Raw genomic sequence first — 19,218 nt, 5'->3', positions numbered from 1 at the left:
GGATAAGCGCGAAGCGCGCATCCGCCGTAACCAGAACCAAACAAGGGCACCCATGCAGTGCCAAAAAACGCCTGTCTGCGGCGAAGATTACAGAAAATCCAGATCCGGATTATCCTTCATGATTTCCTTCAGCTCGTCCGACTCTGACGCCTTCTGCTCCAGCACCTCCCGGACGAATTTCAGATACACCGTATAGATCACCGGATCCTGACCGTCCTCATGATCGACCAGGAAAAAGGGTGCCCGGTCGACCTGGTACTGGCGGGCCAGTTGCATCCCCGGGCTGTTCGGGTCGCGTTCATCCGCCACCAGAATGTCGTCGATGCGACTCATATGGCCGCTTTCTTTCAGCTTCTGCAGGACGTCCGCGCACTTCGCGCAGGGCGAGCCGTCTTTGAGTATCTTTTTTACCAGCGTGATGGTCATAAGCTTACCTCGTGGCGTTCTCGGAGCATTGTCTCGCCCGGCCTGCTATCACGTCACGACTTGACGTTATCAGCGTGCAACCCGCATTCTTTCTTGGTTGATTCTTCCCACCACCAGCGGCCTTCCCGCTCGTGCTGGCCCGGACCAATCGGGCGTGTGCAGGGTTCGCAACCGATGGAGACATAACCCTTGTCGTGCAGCTCGTTGTAGGGAATCTCCATAGCCCGAATATAGTCCCAAACCTGCTGGGAACTCCAGTTGGCCAGGGGATTGAATTTCACCAGCCGATCGCCGGGGCGGGCAAACAGCTTATCGTCCTGAATGACCGGAATGCCGTTGCGGGTGCCCGGGCTCTGGTCTTTGCGCTGCCCGGTAACCCAGGCGTCGACTTCCAGCAGCTTCTTGCGAAGCGGGCCGATTTTGCGGATGCCGCAGCACTCCTGATGGCCATCCTGGTAGAAACTGAACAGGCCTTTTTTGCGCACCAGCTCGCGAACGGCCTCTCCGTCGGGTGAAAGGACATCGATATCGACCTTGTAGTGCTCACGCACCCGCTCAATAAAGCGGTACGTCTCGGCGTGCAGGCGTCCGGTATCCAGCACGAATACCTTGATGTCCGGACGTATCTGGTGGGCCATGTGCACCAGAACGACGTCCTCGGCACCACTGAAAGAGACGACGATGTTGTCGAACTCGCTCAGGGCGAATTCCAGGATTTTCTGGGGCGAGGCCTGTTGCAGTTCGGCGTCCAGATCGACGGTATTGAGTAGTTCGCTCGACATTGATAATTCCATGGCTGGGGTTGGCTGATCACGGCGGAGAAGAATACCAGAGGCCGAAATAACTTCCTAATACCCAGTCTTTATGAGGTTATTCCATCACTGTCTGCCCCTATGTGTCCGATGGAGTGCTCCGTGGAACATTGGGCAAAGTTTCATCAATTTGGCGACGTAATGCACAGCATCTAGTGGTTTTGTTGGGTGAAAACCCCACATATCGAATAAAAAATCAACAAAATGGTCATAAAGTAACGATGGAAAAATAACTTTTGTGCTAATTATTCGTGGATTGATATGCTTTCTGGATCTATGTTCCACGTGAAAACCCCGGAGTCACAATACGCGCAGGAGGAGGGGAAGCAAGTTGCGTTTCGGCAGGCAAACCGGTAAATTTGCCCGCATTTTCCGGGCTCTGTCCGGGCGACTGTCAATACACTGCGGGGGTAATTGTGGAAATAGCCTGTCTCGACCTCGAAGGGGTTCTGGTTCCGGAAATCTGGATTGAGTTTGCCAAGGTTACGGGGATTGAAGAGCTGAAAGCGACCACCCGGGATATTCCGGATTACGATGTGCTGATGAAGCAACGCCTGCGCATTCTGGAGGAAAATGGCCTGGGATTGAATGAAATCCAGGAGGTCATTGCCAAGTTGAAGCCGCTGGATGGTGCTCCCGAGTTTGTGGACTGGTTGCGCGAGCGCTTTCAGGTCATCATTCTTTCCGATACCTTTTACGAGTTCTCCCAGCCGCTGATGCGCCAGCTCGGTTTCCCCACGCTGCTGTGTCACCGCCTTCAGGTGAATGAGGATGGCAAGGTGGCGGATTACACGCTGCGCCAGAGAGATCCGAAGCGCCAATCCGTGCTGGCGCTGAAAACGCTGTATTACCGGGTGATAGCGGCGGGCGACTCTTACAATGACACTACCATGTTGGGTGAGGCGGATGCCGGCATTCTGTTCCATGCACCGCAGAACGTCATTGACGAGTTCCCCCAGTTCCCGGCGGTGCACAATTACGAAGACCTGAAGAAGGCCTTTATTGCGGCCAGTAATCGGGATTTGGCGCTGTAGGGCGTTTTTGTGGTGTCAGCGTGAAGGTGGCTTGGCGGCGGATGCGCTTTTAATCGCTGCGCTCGGCCCCTACGCAGGTTTATACCGCTGCGCTCGGCCGTAGGGCGGATAAGGGCGCAGCCCGCATCCGCCGCAACCAAAACCAAACATACAAAACACCCACGGGGCGCCGCTCACGCCTTGTCGGAAAACTCCCGCTCCAGCGTCTCCATCAACACCCGCACTTTATTCCAGCTTTCCTCGTATTCTGACTCGGGTTCAGAATCCGCCACGATACCGCCGCCACCCCAGCAGTAAATGCGCCCCTGATTGCAGACCAGGGTGCGGATGGCAATGCTGGTATCCATATTGCCGTCGGCGCTCAAGTAGCCAAGGCTGCCGCAATACACCGAGCGTCGAACCGGCTCCAGCTCCTCGATGATTTCCATGGCCCGGACTTTCGGTGCGCCGGTAATGGAGCCGCCGGGGAAGCTGCCGCCGAGCAGCGTCAGGGCGTCGGCGTCAGGGTCCAGCTCCCCGGTGACCGTGCTGACCAGGTGATGAACGTTGGCAAAACTCTGCAGTTCGAACAGCTTGGGTGTGTGAACGTTGTGACAGCTTTTGCTCAGATCGTTGCGCAGCAGGTCGACAATCATCAGGTTTTCCGCCCGGTTTTTGGCGCTCTGGGCCAAGGCCTGCGCCTCAGCCCGGTCGGCCTCCGGGTCGCTCCGACGCGGCGCGGTGCCTTTGATCGGGCGGGTTTCCGCCTGCCTGTCGTGCAATGCGATAAAACGCTCGGGGGACAAGCTGATTACCGCGCCGTCCGCCAATGGGATAAAGCCGGAAAACGGGGAGGGCAGCGCCTGCCGCAAGGCCAGGAAGGCCCGCGCGGGATTGCCCTGGTAGTCGGCGTGAAATCGCTGGGCCAGGTTGATCTGGTAGCAGTCGCCGGCGTGGATGTAGTCGAGGATGCGACCGAGTTTTCTATGATAAGAATCTGCACTAAGTTCCGCTTTGAACGCATTGATATTAAAGCGATTTCCGGTTTCTTCAAGAAAACTCTCAAGTGCCTTTTCCGGCTCCCGGGCCAGCAGACGGGCACGAAGTGACTCAATGTCCTGTTCGGGCCGCGTGACCAGATAGGCCTTGGCGCTCTGGTGGTCCTGCACGATGGCCCAATCATAAAACCCGAGCCAGAGGTCCGGCAGAGTGATGTCCGCGGCGGCCTGCTCCGGCAGGCGCTCCAGGCAGCGAGCCAGGTCGTAGCCGAAATAACCGATGGCGCCGGTCGCAAAGGGAATCTCCGCGAGCGGGCTCAGCGGGGGTGGCATCAACTCGCGCACCACATCCAGGGGCGGGGATTCCCGGCGCTCTGGCGGTTGTCCACGCGGTTGAATATCACAATGGGTGCCCCGACAGGTGAGTTGTGTGTGGGGTTCGGCGGCCAGAATATCGAAGCGGCCGTAGTGGCTTCCCGGATGCCCGCTGTCCAGCCAGACCGGAGCCTCCCAGTCCGCCAGGCAGGCAAACCAGTGGGCACTATCGACGAAATAGGGCAGGGAACAGACGCGTGGGCTGGGCCTCATGGAATTAAACTACGGCTCATTCAGGGAAAAGCGGCATTCTAGCACGGGAACCCCATGCAATCCGGGTCCGGAACGCCTACAATAGCGGCCTTTTTCGCCCCCGCACGAGTTTGTCTTATGAAACACACGCCCACCGTTGGTTTTGTCAGTCTTGGCTGCCCGAAAAACCTGGTCGATTCCGAACGCATTCTGACCCAGTTGCGCACCGAGGGGTATCAGATTGTCCCGACCTACAACGATGCGGACATGGTGATTGTGAACACCTGTGGCTTCATTGACAGCGCGGTGGAGGAATCCCTCGGCACCATCGGTGAGGCGCTCAAGGAAAACGGCAAAGTGCTGGTGACCGGTTGCCTGGGGGTCAAGGAAGATGAAATCCGCGAAGTGCACCCCGGCGTACTGGGCATTTCCGGCGCCCACGCCTATGAAAAAGTCCTCGATCAGGTACACCAGCACCTGCCGCCGGCCAAGGACCACAATCCCTTTTTGGACCTGGTGCCACCCCAGGGCGTGAAGCTCACGCCACGGCACTACGCCTACCTCAAAATTTCCGAGGGCTGCAATCACAGTTGCAGTTTCTGCATCATCCCGGACATGCGCGGCAAATTGGTCAGTCGCCCGATCGGGCAGGTGATGAGTGAAGCCGAACGCCTGGTCAAAGCGGGCGTCAAGGAACTGCTGGTGATCTCCCAGGATACCTCTGCCTATGGTGTGGACGTGAAATACCGCACCGACTTCTGGGACGGCCGCCCGCTCAAAACCGACATGCTCAAATTATGCGAGGCTCTGGGGGAGCTGGGTGTCTGGGTACGCCTGCACTACGTTTACCCCTACCCCCATGTCGACAAGGTGATCCCGCTGATGGCGGAAGGCAAAATCCTTCCGTACCTGGATATTCCGTTCCAGCACGCCAGTCCGCGTCTGCTCAAGCTGATGAAGCGCCCGGGCCAGGTCGAGAAAACCCTGGAACGGATCAAGAGCTGGCGCGAACAGGTGCCAGACCTGACCATTCGCTCCACGTTTATCGTCGGCTTTCCCGGTGAAACGGAAGAGGATTTCCAACAGTTGCTTGAATTCCTGGAGGAGGCACAACTCGACCGCGTTGGCTGCTTTCAGTATTCACCGGTGGAAGGGGCGGCGGCCAACGAGCTGCCGGACCCGGTGCCGGATGAGATCAAGCAGGAGCGTTTCGACCGCTTTATGGCGGTACAGCAGAAAATTTCCGCCCAACGACTTCAGGCCCAGATCGGTCGCACTCTGGAAGTGCTGATTGATGAGGTTGATGAAGAGGGCGCCATCGGTCGCAGTTACGCCGACGCTCCGGAAATTGACGGCCTAGTCTACCTGAATGGCGCCGAAGGCCTGCAACCGGGCGATAAAGTTCAGGTTATCATTGAGCAGGCGGACGAATACGATCTTTGGGGTTCTGTGATCTAGCACTTATGCGGAGTCACAAAAATCTAATGTGGCACTGAGGCGTCGGCAAGGAACACCGGTTGCAGACTCTCGAAGGCATGGATGCCGACGAGAAGCCCCCAAGGATGGGTTCACGGCGGGTCTGCACCCGGTGTTCCTTGCCGGCGCCGGGCTTCTTAGAGCGCTTCTGACGTATGAATGCTATCCTCTCCATAGCTACTTACGGTTGCGGTGGATGCCTCCACCAGATCCAGCCGCTTACACCGTAAAACCCCACCATTGCCCAGGCGAAATTCCATTCGATCACGTTTTTGGCTTCGTACTCGAACGCGGGCAGAGTGATATCCACCGCCAGGGATACCGCGCCCCACAACCACTGAATTGACACCAGGGCAAACTGCCAGCGAACCGGGGTAATGATTTCGGCCGGGAGTCGATTCCGAGCGCTGAACAGCGACTGCACGCAAATCAACTGGGCCAGTAAAGCAAAGGCGAAATGGAAAATGATGCCGGTGCGGCGCATGAACTCGTAGAAACCACTCCCGGTCCCGAGATAGTTTGTATACAGCACCAGCGCCAGGGCGGAAATGATACCGAGCCAGAGTGCGGCGGTGTGTCGGCGGCGTGGGCCTATGCGCTGGTTCAACCACTGCCACTGAAGCAGCCAGTAAAGCACCAGCAGCATGCTGAGTGGCATCATCAGGCCGCGAAACAGGAAAATGGCATCGCCGCTTCGGGCCGCCCGGCTGATGGAGGTGCAGCCGTCGAGGAAGGGATTGCATGCCGGTGCGGCCTGTTGGTACAGCGCGATGCTGTAGGCACCGGTAACGGCCAGTAGTGGTATCAGGCAATTGAGCCAGGCCAGAATGGATGCAGATCGACGCACAATACCTCCTGATACTTTTCACCGCTTGCGAACCAGACCACAAAAACAGAAGGTCGCGTTGGCAGCGTCCAGAACTTCTTATAGTCTACGGCCAACTATTCGCAATACAACAATAATAGAGGTCATGGAACGTGTCCAAACGCAGGCAGACCAACCCCCAACAAACATCTCCCAACGCGACGCTCGGTCATCCGCCGTTGACCCGGATGGATCGGTGGCTGTTTTATGTCACCGCCAGTCTCACTGGCGCGACCGTCATGATGATCGAGCTGCTCGGTACGCGCATTATCGGCCCTTACTACGGGGTCAGCATGATTGTCTGGTCGTCGCTGCTGTCCACCGCCTTACTGGCGCTCTCGGTGGGCTACCTGGTGGGTGGACGTCTTGCCGACACCGCACCCTGGTTGCGGCTGTCCCACATCCTTCTGGTGACGGCGGTGCTGATTGGGGTGATTCCCTTGTTGAGCAAGCCGGTGCAGCTCGCCAGTAATGGCTTTGGACTGCGGGGTGGGGCGCTGCTCAGTGCGCTGATCCTGTTTACCCCCTGTCTGCTGACATTGGGAATGGTGGGCCCGTATGTCATCAAGACTGTCACCCAGGGCCTTGAGCGGGTGGGGCGAACCGCCGGGACGGTTTACGCGATCAGTACGCTGGGCAGTGTACTGGGCACGCTCTTTCTCGGGTTTTTTCTGTTGCCGCTGTTTGGAACCGAGGCCATCGTGGTCAGCCTGAGTTTGCTGATGCTGATCATGGCGTTTGTATTGGCACTCTATGAGCGTCAGCGCTTGAGGTCCGGGCATTCGCTGCTGGTCTGGGGCGTGTCCACGGCGGTGTTGGCGGCGGTGCTCTTGCTGGGGGTTGGCACTTCGATTGGTGAGCGGGATTACCCCGGCTCGGACGTCGTCTTCGAAGCGGAAACCCATTACGGCTGGGTCCGGGTCATTGATCAGCCGGAGCGCGGTATACGCTGGCTGATGTCGGGTGGCTCGACGATTGGTGCAGAAGATATGGAGACCGGGGTGGGCCTTCTGGGGTATCAGCAGGTTGTTGGTCAACTGCCCCGGTTTCATCCGGCCGGGGACTCGGCGCTGCTGGTGGGCCTGGGCAGTGGCCACCTGGTCAATACCTACGCCCGCTTCGGTGTACGCACCGACGCCATTGAAATTGACCCGGCGGTGGCTCATGCCGCGCAACAATACTTCAGCTTTGAACCGACGGGCGAGGTCGTGGTGGGCGATGCGCGCTATCGGATACAGCAACTTGAACGACGCTATGACCTGATTGTGCACGACTGCTTTACCGGCGGCGCTGAGCCGATTCATCTGTTGAGTCTCGAAATGTTCCAGACGCTGAAAGCCCGCCTGAAGCCCGGTGGTGTGTTGGCGCTGAATTTTGTCGGCCTGACCCACGATGGGGAACGCACCCCGGTGGAGGCCGTCGCCAATACCCTGGATCAGGTATTCGAACACCGCCGTACCTTTGTGTCCTCGCCGGAGGCAAGCTTCAATGATTTCGTGTTCGTGGTGTCGGACGACCCTCTGGAACTCAGTGGCCCCGCAGCGTCTCGCCAGTGGTTGCAGGCCCGGGAGGTGAGCGTTACGGGCGATACAGAGCTGGTGATTACGGATGACTTCAACCCTCTGGAAACACTGCATATTGCCAAGGCGGAGTACTACCGGGATCTGTTGATTGACCGGGTGGGTGAGTCAGTGTTGTTTTATTGAGCTACAATGGGTCTCCTTCACCGTGCCGGAGTCGTTGTTATGGCGGTCGTCGATAAACCTTTCTCTCAAGCCTGCGAGAACAATAAACAGCCCATACTGTCGGTGCTTGCACCGCGTTTCGCCACCCTGCGTCATGTGCTTGAAATCGGTACCGGTACCGGCCAGCATGCGGTCTATTTCGCTGCGGCCATGCCGCATTTGACGTGGCAGACCAGTGATCTGCCCGAGCATCATGAGGGCATTCAGGCCTGGCTGGCGGATTATTTCGGCAGCAATCTGAAACCACCACTGGTACTCGACGCCGCGCAGTCCCCCTGGCCGATCGAGCAGACCGATGCGGTATTTACCTCCAACACCTTCCACATCATGCCCTGGGAGGCGGTGCTCTCCCTGTTGGACGGGTGCGCGCGAATTCTGCCTCCTGGCGGCCTGTTGGTGGTTTACGGCCCCTTCAATGAACAGGGTGCGTTCACCAGCGACAGCAACGCCGAGTTTGATCAGTGGCTGAAAACCCAGGCGCCACACCGGGGCATCCGCAATCGACAGACGGTTGCCGAAGAAGCCGGGCAACGCGGACTGGAACTGACCGAAACCCTTGAGCTGCCCGCCAACAATCGCTGCCTGGTATTTGTGCGTCAGTAACACGATTGAGATCAGTGATTGATTAATGCCAGTGATGGTTTAATGCCGATGGTGGTTTAATGAAAGTCCCTGGACCGGGTGGACAGGGCATCCAGACGGTGGCTGAGATCTTCCAGGCGACCGGCGATCACGTGAGTGACTTCACCTTCCCGCTCCAGAATCCCGTGGACTTTCAATAGCCGGGCGGTCAGGTAGGCCTGTTTTTGGGCGCGGGCCGTTGCCAGCCAGACCACGACATTGCTGTTGCCGGTATCGTCTTCCAGGGTGATGAAGGTGACTCCGGCGGCGGTGCCCGGACTCTGTCGCCCGGTTACCACACCGGCGACGGCCACCATGGACTTGTGCTCCCGGGTGCACAAGTCCTTGGCCCGGGTAAAGCGACCGATAGCGCCAGCCTCATCCAGAAGAGTGATCGGATGACGATTCAGGGTCAGCCCGGTGCTTGCATAATCCTCCACCAGGTTGTCCAGCTCACTTGGGGCTGTCAGATAGTCCGCCTCGGGTTCGGCCGCCTTGTCTGGTTCATCAAGATGGGCAAACAAAGGCAGTGAATGACTCTGGTCCATCAGTGCCCAGCGGGTCTGGTAGCGGTTGTCACTGAGGTCATGCAGGGCATTGGCACTGGCCAGCGCTTCGAGGTCCCGCTGACTGAAACCGTCGGCTTTCAGTTGCGACACCTGTTGAAAACGGCGTTCTTCGCTCTGGCGGGGCTGTGCCACAAGCTGAGTCATGCCAGCCTCAGAGAGGCCTTTGACCAATCGGAAACCGAGCCGAATGGCCCAACCCTGATCGGTCTTTTCCAGGCCGTGATCCCGCTCCGAACGATTCACACAGACCGGTCGCACCTCCAACCCGTGACGGCGGGCGTCCTGGATCAACTGCGACGGTGAATAGAAGCCCATGGGGTGGCTGTTCAGCAGTGCAGTGTAGAACGCTTCGGGGTAGTGGTGTTTGAGCCACGCCGAGGCATAGGCGAGTAGGGCAAAGCTGGCGGAGTGGGATTCGGGAAAACCGTATTCGCCAAAGCCGCAAATCTGTTGATAGATACGCTCCGCGTACTCGCTGGTGTAGCCCCGGGCCACCATGCCATCGACCAGTTTGTCGTGAAACTTTTCCAGCTCACCGGTTTTCTTCCAGGCCGCCATGGCGCGCCGCAACTGATCGGCTTCCCCGCCGGTGAATCCGGCGGCCACCATGGCCAGTTGGATGACCTGCTCCTGAAAAATCGGTACCCCCAGAGTGCGCTCCAGAACGCCTCTGACTTCCTCGGAGGGGTAGTCCACGCCCTCTTCTTTATTGCGGCGTTTCAGATAGGGGTGGACCATGCCGCCCTGAATCGGACCGGGCCGGACAATGGCAATCTGGATCACCAGATCGTAATAGCAGGCCGGCCTCAGGCGTGGCAGCATGGACATCTGAGCCCGGGATTCAATCTGAAACAGTCCCACCGTATCGGCTTTCTGAATCAACCGGTAAACCGCCGGGTCGTCCATGGCGCCGGTCAGCTCGGAAAGGCTCAGTGAGCGGCCCCAGTGCTGGCGGACCAGATCAAAACTTTTACGCAGGGCGGTGAGCATACCCAATGCCAGAACATCCACCTTCAGCAGTCCGAGGGTTTCAATGTCATCTTTGTCCCACTGGATGACCGTGCGCTCGGTCATGGCGGCATTTTCGATGGGGACCAGTTCGTAGAGCGGGCCTGAGGAAATGACAAAGCCCCCCACATGTTGCGACAGGTGGCGGGGAAAACCGCGCAGCTCATTGACCAGCTGCACCAGTTGCTGGGCGGTTCCGGACTCCGGGTCCAGGCCAATATCGCTTACCTGCTGCTCCCACTGGCTGTCCCGGTCCCGCCGGTTGATGTTGCGAATCAGGAAGTCCAGGTGGGATTCGCCGATACCGAGTGCCTTGCCCACATCCCGCAGGGCACTTTTGAACCGGTAGCGGATAACGGTAGCGGCCAGGGCTGCCCGGGGGCGCCCGTATTTTTCATAGATGTACTGGATCACTTCTTCGCGCCGTTCGTGTTCGAAGTCCACATCAATGTCCGGCGGTTCATTGCGCTCTTTGGACAGAAAACGCTCAAACAGAACTTTGATGTGCCTCGGGTCGACAGCGGTGATTTCCAGGCAGTAACAGACCACCGAGTTGGCGGCTGAGCCCCGCCCCTGATACAGAATACCGCGACTTTGAGCGAAGACGACCAGGTCGTGGATGGTCAGGAAGAAGTGCGCGTAGCCGAGGCTGTCGATCAGATCCAGTTCCTTGTCGATCGTCGCTCGGACCGTTTCGTCGGGCCCTTCGGGAAACCGTTTCTGAACGCCCTGTTCGACCAGCTCACACAGATAAGAGAAGGGCGTTTGCCCCGGGGGGACGAGTTCCGCCGGGTACTCGTAACGCAGCTCGCCCAGATCAAAGGTGCAGCGCTCGGCGATATGGCAGGTTTCGGCCAGCCACTCGGGCTTGAACAGTTTGTCCAGTTTGGCGTGACTGCGCAGGCTCCGTTCGGCATTGGGGCAGAGCTTGCGGCCGGCCTTGGCAACGGTGGTGCCCAGCCGAATGGCGGTGAGCACCTGTTGTAGGGGCAGGCGCTCGGCCCGGTGCATCAGCACCTCACCGCAGGCGCACAAGGGCAGAGCCAGATCCTGACCGAGCTGCTCGCAGTGAGCAATCATCCGGTGCTCCCGGTGCGTCAGGTGGCGCCGCACGCCCAACCAGAGTCGACTCTCGTGGTGTTTTTTCAGCCACTGGCCCCAGCGCTGATCCAATGTTCCGTCTCCGCAGGGCAGCCATAACAACAATCCGTGCTGGATGGATTTCAGGTCCCACTTCTCCAGTTGGTACTGCCCCTTGGGGCTGCGCCGCCGGGCGTTACTGACGATCCGGCAAAGCTCGGCATAGGCCTGGCGGGTCGGGCAGAGCAGCACCAGATCCAACCAGGGAGGCAGGCGCAGCCGGGTGCCGACGATCAGGCGGGTCTTTGAGCCCAGCCGACGGTGCTCGGCGTAGGCGCGCACCACACCGGCCACCGAGCACTCGTCGGTCAGCGCCAGGGCCCGGTAACCCAGTTCGTCGGCCCGGTTCATCAGCTCTTCGGGATGGGAGGCGCCTTCCAGAAAGGAGAAATTACTCTGGCAGACGAGTTCGGCATAACTCATGATCGCACTTCAACTAAATACTGTTTGTATGTACAGTAATTGGATGCGGAAAGAGATGCAAGTGATTCAGTGACTTGGCCTAGCCGCCGGCGTGGGAATGTAAGATTCTGTAACAACCGTGTACCTTTATGGCGCCCTGTTGTAAGCTTTGCCCCACATCTAAAGAGCCCACCCCCGCGTATCCGTTCGGCTACAGGGTTCAACAGATCTTTTCCAGGGTTTCACTGAATGCTCCGGTGCCGGCAAACCAGGTTCCGGGACAGACTACGTTTCAGAGTTCAGATACCTTCGCGACGCGCGATTCAGGAGTAGAGGGAGCACACGCATGACCAAGCGAATGACCATAATGCTGGTGGCCGTTGCCGTTGTTTTCGGCGGCATTTTCGGTTTCAAGGCGTTCATGAATACCATGATTGGTAACTTCATCGATAACATGCCGGAGCAGCCTGCCAGCATCACCGCAACGGAGGCAAGCCAGCAGCGCTGGGCTCAGGAGACCACCGCCGTGGGCAGTTTCCGCGCCGTCAATGGCGCCCAGTTGACCACCGAGGCGAGCGGCATTGTCACCGAAATTCATTTTGAAAACGGCGATCGTGTGACGGAAGGGCAGCGTCTGGTGTCCCTGGACATCGAGGCGGACGAAGCCGATCTGCGCAGCCTGAACGCCGCCGAAAAGCTCGCCTCCATGGAGCTGGAGCGCTACCAGCGGTTGTTCAATGAAGGCAACAGCTCCAAGTCCGAGCTGCAGCGTCGTGAAAGTGAAGCCGCGCAGGCCACCGCCGCTGTCAAGGCGCAAGAAGCCCGCATTCGTCAGAAAACCATTCGCGCGCCGTTCGATGGCGTCTCCGGTATCCGTCAGGTCAACATCGGTCAGTACGTGTCACCCGGAAGTCCGGTGGTGGCGGTACAGGCGCTGGATCCGATTTACCTGAACTTCGATCTGCCCGAGCGTCAGTTGGCGTCCGTGACCGAAGGGATGCCGGTCAGGGTTCGCGTGGATGCCTATGGAGAGGCAATGTTCGAGGGCGAAGTGACGGCCATTGAGCCGGGTGTGAATGAATCCACCCGCACCTTTACCGTGCAGGCCACTCTGGAGAACCCGGACCAACAGTTGCGCCCGGGCATGTTCGGGCGGGTAACCCTGACGCTGGGTGAACCGCAGGATCTGATTGTGGTGCCACAAACGGCCATCCAGTTTGATCCCTACGGCAATTCCGTTTTTGTACTGAATGAAAACGAAGAGGACGAGCTGCGCGTAACCCGTCGGTTTGTTCGTACCGGCAATCGGCGAGGGGACCTGATTGCGGTCCTGGATGGTCTGGAAGAGGGCGAGCGCATTGCCACTTCCGGCCTGCTCAAGCTGCGCAACAACGGACTGGTGGAAGTCAATGACGACCCCAGTGTTCAGCCGACCAGTGAGCTGGAACCGACGCCGGCGAACCAGTAGCGCCTGAGGCCTTAAGGAGAACAATTTATGCGGTTTACTGACGTCTTTATCCGTAAGCCAGTGTTGGCGACGGTGGTCAGCCTGTTTATTCTGCTGCTGGGCGCGCGCGCGGGCATGGACATGAACGTGCGCCAATTCCCCGAAATCCAGAATGCCGTGGTGACGGTGAGCACCGCCTATATTGGTGCCGATGCCGATCTGATTCAGGGGTTCATTACCAAACCCATGGAGCGGGAAGTGGCCGCCGCGGAAGGCATTGACTACGTGCAGTCCACCTCCAGTGCGGGCATGAGTACCGTGCAGGCTTACCTGCGACTGGACTATGACCCCAATGAGGCGCTGACCCAGATTGCCGCCCAGGTCAACGCTCTGCGTTCCGACCTGCCGGAAGAAGCGGAAGATCCCGTGGTCAACCTGGCGGTGGGGCAGAGCACGGCGGCCATGTATCTGTCGTTTTACAGTGAGCTGCTCAATAACAACCAGATCACCGACTATCTGGTCCGGGTCGTGGAGCCGCAACTGTCCACCATTCCCGGGGTCCAGCGGGCCCAGATTCTCGGGGCCAGGACCTTTGCCATGCGCATCTGGCTGGACCCGGAGCGGATGGCGTCTCTGGGCGTGACCGGTTCCGATGTCATGGGCGCTCTGCGGTCCAATAACGTCCTGGCGGCGCTGGGGCGCACGAAAGGCCAAATGGTGGCCATTGATCTGAACGCCGGTACAGACCTGCGCAATGCCGATGAGTTTGAGGACCTGGTGGTGCGCTCGGAAAACGGTGCTCTGGTGCGTTTACGGGATGTGGCCGAGGTTGAGCTTGGGGCGGAGAACTACGATACCTCCGTGACCTTCAACGGCCTGGCCGCGACCTTCATGGGGATTGAAATCTCCCCGGATGCCAACGCCCTGGATGTGATCGCCGAGGTGCGCGAGGTCTGGAACCGGGACATTATCCCGGAGCTGCCCGAGGGGCTGGAAGCGGATATCCCCTACGACTCCACCGAGTACATTGAAAGCGCCATTGACGAGGTGGTGCTGACCATCATCCTCGCCCTGATCATCGTGATTCTGGTGATTTATGCCTTCCTCGGGTCGGTGCGCAGCGTGATCGTACCCGCCGTGGCGGTTCCGCTGTCGCTGGTGGGTACCTTCTTTCTGATGTGGATCTTCGGTTTTTCCATCAACCTGCTGACCCTGTTGGCCATGGTCCTGGCCATCGGAATTGTGGTGGACGATGCCATCATCATGCTGGAAAACATTCAGCGGCATGTGGAAGAAGGCATGTCCCGCCTGGAGGCGTCACTGCTCGGGGCCCGACAGCTGGCCTGGCCGATTATTGCCATGTCCACCACACTGGTGGCGGTATTCATTCCGCTGGGCTTTATCGGCGGTCTGACCGGGGTACTGTTTGTCGAATTCGCCTTTACCCTGGCGGCCACGGTGGTGCTGTCCGGTGTGGTCGCACTGACGCTGTCGCCCATGATGTGTTCGCGCATTCTGCGCTCGCGCAGCCACGGTGGCCCCCGGCCCAAGTTTGAAGTCTGGCTGGACGATCATTTCGACCGGCTGCGTCAGGGCTACCAGCGCTGGTTGCACGGTACGCTCAATACCACGCCGGTAGTGCTGGTGTTTGCGCTGATTATTCTGGTGTCCTGTTACTTTCTGTTTGTCTCCAGTAATACCGAACTGGAGCCACCGGAGGACCAGGGTTTTGTGTTCACCATCGCTACGGGTGACGCCTATGGCACCCTGGATTACACCGAGCGCAATACCGAATACATGAACCAGCTGCGTGAGCAGATTCCGGAACTGGAGAAAATGTTCATCATTAACGGGATGAACGGCTCCAACACCGCCGGTGCCGGTATGGTGTTGGCACCCTGGGACCGACGCGAGCGCACCACCCAAGAAATTCTCGAGAATGAAATCCAGCCGTTCATGTCCAAGATCCCGGGGCTGGATGTGTTTGCCATTGTCCCGCCGTCGCTGCCGTCTCCGGGTGGCGGTGGTGCGCCGATCGAGTTTGTCATTGGCACCACTCAGCCCTATGCGGTGCTGGATGAAGTGGCGGATGAGGTGCTCTCTCAAGCCCGGGAGAGTGGACGCTTTATTTTCGTCGACAGCGATCTGCGCATCGATCGCCCCCGGCAAACCGTGCAGATCGATCGGGAAAAAGCCGCTCTGATGGGCGTCAGTATGCAACAGGCGGCGGCCGATCTGGGCAGCATGACCGGGGGTGGCTACGCCGGGCGCTTCTCGTTGGAAAACCGCTCTTACCGGGTGATTCCTCAGGTTGAGCGCACCGAGCGCTTGAATCCGGAGCAGTTGGAGGACTATTACACCCGTAACATGAGCGGTGAGCTGGTGCCCATGTCGTCACTGGTCACGCTGGAAGAGTCTGTTCAGCCCCGTTCGCTGACCGGCTTCCAGCAGTTGAACTCCGTCACCATCTCCGGCGTTCCGCGCCCCGGTGTGCCCCTCGGGCAGGCCCTTGCCACGCTGGATGAGATTGCCGCAGAGGTACTACCGGCGGGCTTCAGTGTCGATTACTCCGGCCAGTCCCGGCAGTTGAAGAACGAGGGGCAGCAGTTGGTGATGACGTTCTTCTTTGCCCTGCTGGTGATTTTCCTGGTGTTGGCGGCCCAGTTCGAGTCGTTCCGCAACAGTGTCATCATCATGGTGACGGTGCCGATGAGTATTTGTGGTGCGCTGATCTTCATCAGCCTGGGACTGACCAGCATCAACATCTACACCCAGGTGGGTTTGCTGGCGCTGATCGGGCTGATTGCCAAGCACGGTATTCTGATCGTGGAGTTCGCTAACAAGCTGCAGGAAGAAGGGCGCAGCAAACGCGAGGCCATTGAAGAGGCCACCGCCATTCGTCTTCGCCCGATTCTGATGACCACGGCCGCAACCGTGTTGGGCATGGTGCCGCTGTTGATCGCCACCGGTGCCGGCTCGGCCTCCCGCTACGCCATGGGGCTGGTGATTGCCAGCGGTATGACTATCGGTACGCTGTTCACCTTGTTTGTGGTGCCGGCGGTCTACCTGTGGCTGGCCCGGGATTATCACTCGAAGGACGCCAAATCCGCCTGATAGGGTGGTCGGCAACCGGTTCAGGGGGCGATGCCCCTAGAACCGGTGGCCGCCTCTCACGATTACGCAAAATACCCCTGTAAAAACCATCCCGGACGGTTCGGTTCCCGAAACGCCCAGCACCATTGCCCCTGGGCATTGCGCACAATGTAATAGTCCCGGACCTGGGGCTCACCGTCCCACCATCCGGTGGTAATCCGCTCGGGCCCCTCGATGATTTCAAGGGGCTGCGAGTACACCTTTGGATCCGCTAACAGAAAAGCCGGGCGCAAGGCCGGAGGCGCGGGTTGAGCTGCGTCGTCGGTGCGTCGGGCGGAGGGGGTCTTCGACGACCCAAGGGGACAGGACTCGATATTGGCGCGCAGCGGCCTGAAATCTTCCGCCACCGTCAGGCTCCGGACCCGGTCGGCTCCCAGCCTTGCCTGAAGCAGGGCCACCAGTTGAGGGGGCGTCATCGCCGCGCCGTGCCGCTCATCGAGCAGGTCTTCGGATTGGGCTGGGCGGGGCAGCAGCGTGCGAGCGGTCAGGGTCAAACCACAGACGGGAGCTTCCAGAGGGTGGCGCTCCAGGGTCAGTTGGACCAGGGGTTGCCAGCGCTCTGCCCGGGATTCGCCCCGGGCGGCACCGATGGTCAGCGACAGTGGATCCTGGTTGCGCAGCTGCAGCGCCAGTTCAATTCGCTCGACCACCCGGTCCCGGTGATGGAGGAAGGCTTCCAGCTCGTCGAGCAGCCGCTCAACCCAAGGAGCCAACTGGTCGCTGGATTCCAGTTCGCTGGGAAGCTCCCGGTGCTGACGGAAGTAGTCCGGCGGCTGATAAAAGGGCAGGGGGTGCGGCAAGTGGCCGACGAGTCGATTCACATACTCGGCCAGTGGTCGGTCAAAGCGACGGGACAGATCCTTGGGGGGAATGGCCAACAAGCCATCCAGGGTTTTGATACCGAGCCGTTGTAGATGGGTCTGAGTCTGTTCTGGCAGTCCGGTAGCGCTGAGCGGGCAGCGCCGGATGGCCTGCCGGAGCCTGTCCGGGCATGGGTCCAGCGGCACTTCCGGTGAATGAGCCAACAGCTTGGCGGCCAGCGGGGTAAAACCGGAAGCCACCTGCATCGACAGCTTTCGGCAGCTCAAAAAATGCTTTATTTTTTTGCAATAGTTGTCGAATCCATTATGGTATTTAACCATCCTTGAGGCCCCAAGCCAGATCCCACAGGGAGGGTCCAGCGATATGTCCCCCGAGATATCGTATAGCCCGTGAGCCAGCTCCTCCAGACGGCGGATTTCAAGGACGCTCTGGTACGGCAGTAATTGTACGTCCCGGCAGAGCGCTGCGGCGGTTGCCAGGCCCATTCCCAGGGTAATGCCTTCCCGGGAAGCCGGTTCATTCATCTGCACCACCCGAGTGTCCCGCTCATCCACAACCGCCACCGGGCCAGGATCGTCCGGCGCCTGGGTATCCAGTTGCAGTCGAGGCAGCCAGAGGTAGAGCCAGAGCATTTCAGATAGCCCCGGCACCGGGTTGGACTTGGGGGTTTGAGGGTGCCCGACCCGAATGAACCTGGGGGCGGGTCAGCTCTGGCCAGTGTTCTGTCATGATGACTGTGAAGGGAGCCAGTGGCCGCCCTTGCCGGCGGCGACGCACCTCGACCCGGACACCCTGCGCCGCCGGACTCAGCACCAAGTGCAAGTCGATGGGTAACTGGGGCAAGTCCAACGCCGGGGGCGCAAACAGAAACAGGGTCGACTGGCCAGCACGGGCGGCCAGTTGCAGCCGGCGGGCCTGGATGGTCTGCAATCGCTGCGTCAGCCACAGACAACTGCTGTCACAACTGCCACTTTTCAGGCTCTGCTCGGTTGCCCAGAGCGCAGCTTGTGTGCTGTCGGGGTGCAGAACCAGCAGCTTCTCCTGTGCCACACCACCACCGAGCCAGGCTTCCACCCCGATCCGGTAAGGCGGGGTAATCAGTACCGTCAGTCGGGATTGTTGCTCCATGGACGGCCACAGGAGTCGCAGTTCACCAATGCCTGGGGGCGTTTGAATCATGACTACCCCGGCACCGGGCAGCCCGCCCAGTCGGGCATCCAGCTCTGGCCAACCGCTGGCCCGCGCTTCCAGCGGGCGGGCGGCGTCGCGTCCGCGCCAGACCAGGCGTCGTTGCTTGAGTTGCTCCAGATCGGGATTCAAGGATACCTCACAGATAAAAATATACTGTATATAAAAACAGTATAGGCTCGGCAGGGCCGAACTGTAAACCATCGGGGCGGCTGAGAATCCACTATGAGTCTGTTAGGATGCGGCTTTCTGAACAGCACACCAAACCAATTACAGGAGCCTCGTTGAATGAAGCCGTTACTGGGTCACTTATTGTGGATCTCATCGCTACTGATGCCAGCCGCTGCATTGGCCGTCGCGACTCCCGGTGATCCAGCGCCGGCATTCCGTGCTAACGATGCCGCCGGCCAGTCCCATACGCTCACCGACTATATCGGCAATTGGATTGTGCTGGAGTGGTTTCATCCGGGGTGTGGAGCGGTTGAAAACCATTATGACAGTGGCAACTTGCCCCGTTTGCAGGAGCGCTACCGAGAGCAGGGGGTCAAATGGCTCACCATCATCTCCTCGGCGCCAGGGCCAGACAATGTGATTGAAGCCGAAGAAGCGTTGGCACTGGAGGATACCCACGACTTGCGATCCAGTGCGCCGGTGCTGTTGGATGACACCAGTGTGGTCGCGAGGGCCTATGGTGTGAGTAAAGCACCACAGATTTATATCATTGATCCACATGGCACCCTGGTATATAGCGGTGCTCCGGATGACAGCGATGGCGCAAGCCCGGAAGCCATTGAAGCCGCCACGAGTCATATTGAGGCCGCTCTGGAAGCCGGTCTGGCAGGGGAAGCGGTTGAAACGCCCCGTACAGAGGCCTATGGTTGCGAGCTGGATCTGGACATTTGATGCCAATAAAGCCCGCCCGTGGGGTCAGAGTGCCATTTCGGTTATAATGGTCGGCCGAACATT

14 protein-coding genes are annotated in these 19,218 nt (G+C 59.2%); 7 read left to right on the top strand and 7 right to left on the bottom strand.

Annotation, left to right across the window (positions count from 1 at the left end; genetic code table 11):
• Positions 1-87: 87 nt before the first annotated feature.
• A complete protein-coding gene (locus B3187_RS14550; RefSeq protein WP_286807200.1) occupies positions 88-426 on the bottom strand; it encodes a hypothetical protein in 339 nt (112 codons plus the stop codon).
• Positions 427-479: 53 nt separating this feature from the next.
• On the bottom strand, positions 480-1,208 hold the full coding sequence (locus B3187_RS14545) for a phosphoadenylyl-sulfate reductase (RefSeq protein WP_024460214.1): 729 nt from the start codon (positions 1,206-1,208) through the stop codon (positions 480-482).
• A 446-nt stretch (positions 1,209-1,654) separates the two neighbouring features.
• Between B3187_RS14545 and thrH the strand changes: the two genes are divergently transcribed.
• Entirely contained in the window at positions 1,655-2,272 is a 618-nt protein-coding gene (gene thrH, locus B3187_RS14540; protein WP_286807198.1) for a bifunctional phosphoserine phosphatase/homoserine phosphotransferase ThrH, read from the top strand.
• Positions 2,273-2,445: 173 nt separating this feature from the next.
• Here the strand turns inward: thrH and pabB are convergent, their stop codons facing one another.
• Positions 2,446-3,837 carry an aminodeoxychorismate synthase component I gene (gene pabB, locus B3187_RS14535; RefSeq protein ID WP_286807197.1) on the bottom strand — a complete coding sequence of 464 codons (1,392 nt, stop codon included), beginning with the start codon at positions 3,835-3,837 and terminating at the stop codon, positions 2,446-2,448.
• 117 nt (positions 3,838-3,954) lie between these two features.
• Between pabB and rimO the strand changes: the two genes are divergently transcribed.
• Complete coding sequence (rimO, locus tag B3187_RS14530; RefSeq protein WP_286807196.1) at positions 3,955-5,274, top strand: 30S ribosomal protein S12 methylthiotransferase RimO; 1,320 nt, start codon at positions 3,955-3,957, stop codon at positions 5,272-5,274.
• A gap of 199 nt (positions 5,275-5,473) precedes the next feature.
• On the opposite strand, the gene B3187_RS14525 is transcribed toward rimO, so the two are convergent.
• Entirely contained in the window at positions 5,474-6,139 is a 666-nt protein-coding gene (locus B3187_RS14525; protein ID WP_286807195.1) for a hypothetical protein, read from the bottom strand.
• 131 nt (positions 6,140-6,270) lie between these two features.
• Here B3187_RS14525 and B3187_RS14520 point away from each other — a divergent pair, with 131 nt between their 5' ends.
• Complete coding sequence (locus B3187_RS14520; protein ID WP_286807194.1) at positions 6,271-7,863, top strand: fused MFS/spermidine synthase; 1,593 nt, start codon at positions 6,271-6,273, stop codon at positions 7,861-7,863.
• 39 nt (positions 7,864-7,902) lie between these two features.
• Entirely contained in the window at positions 7,903-8,505 is a 603-nt protein-coding gene (locus B3187_RS14515) for a DUF938 domain-containing protein (RefSeq protein WP_286807193.1), read from the top strand.
• Between the two features lie 56 nt (positions 8,506-8,561).
• Here B3187_RS14515 and B3187_RS14510 read toward each other — a convergent pair whose 3' ends face one another.
• Positions 8,562-11,663, bottom strand: a complete 3,102-nt coding sequence (locus B3187_RS14510) for an error-prone DNA polymerase (RefSeq protein WP_286807192.1) — start codon at positions 11,661-11,663, stop codon at positions 8,562-8,564.
• A 325-nt stretch (positions 11,664-11,988) separates the two neighbouring features.
• On the opposite strand from B3187_RS14510, the gene B3187_RS14505 reads away from it, so the two are divergent.
• Entirely contained in the window at positions 11,989-13,110 is a 1,122-nt protein-coding gene (locus tag B3187_RS14505) for an efflux RND transporter periplasmic adaptor subunit (RefSeq protein WP_286807191.1), read from the top strand.
• Positions 13,111-13,137: 27 nt separating this feature from the next.
• Positions 13,138-16,203, top strand: coding sequence for an efflux RND transporter permease subunit (locus tag B3187_RS14500; RefSeq protein WP_286807190.1), 3,066 nt, complete (start codon positions 13,138-13,140; stop codon positions 16,201-16,203).
• 62 nt (positions 16,204-16,265) lie between these two features.
• Here the strand turns inward: B3187_RS14500 and B3187_RS14495 are convergent, their stop codons facing one another.
• Together B3187_RS14495 and B3187_RS14490 are read right to left on the bottom strand one after the other, a co-directional pair.
• The gene (locus B3187_RS14495; protein ID WP_286807189.1) at positions 16,266-17,696 is read right to left on the bottom strand and encodes a Y-family DNA polymerase; all 1,431 of its coding nucleotides are present in this window, start codon (positions 17,694-17,696) and stop codon (positions 16,266-16,268) included.
• A 1-nt stretch (position 17,697) separates the two neighbouring features.
• Complete coding sequence (locus B3187_RS14490) at positions 17,698-18,384, bottom strand: hypothetical protein (protein WP_286807187.1); 687 nt, start codon at positions 18,382-18,384, stop codon at positions 17,698-17,700.
• A 156-nt stretch (positions 18,385-18,540) separates the two neighbouring features.
• On the opposite strand from B3187_RS14490, the gene B3187_RS14485 reads away from it, so the two are divergent.
• Entirely contained in the window at positions 18,541-19,155 is a 615-nt protein-coding gene (locus B3187_RS14485; RefSeq protein ID WP_286807186.1) for a redoxin domain-containing protein, read from the top strand.
• Positions 19,156-19,218 lie beyond the last annotated feature (63 nt).

Source organism: Marinimicrobium sp. UBA4209, assembly GCF_002381585.1.
GTDB classification, from domain to species: domain Bacteria; phylum Pseudomonadota; class Gammaproteobacteria; order Pseudomonadales; family Cellvibrionaceae; genus Marinimicrobium; species Marinimicrobium koreense.
The sequence above is the reverse complement of the archived record's forward strand: the minus strand, read 5'-3'. Positions and strand labels throughout refer to the sequence as shown.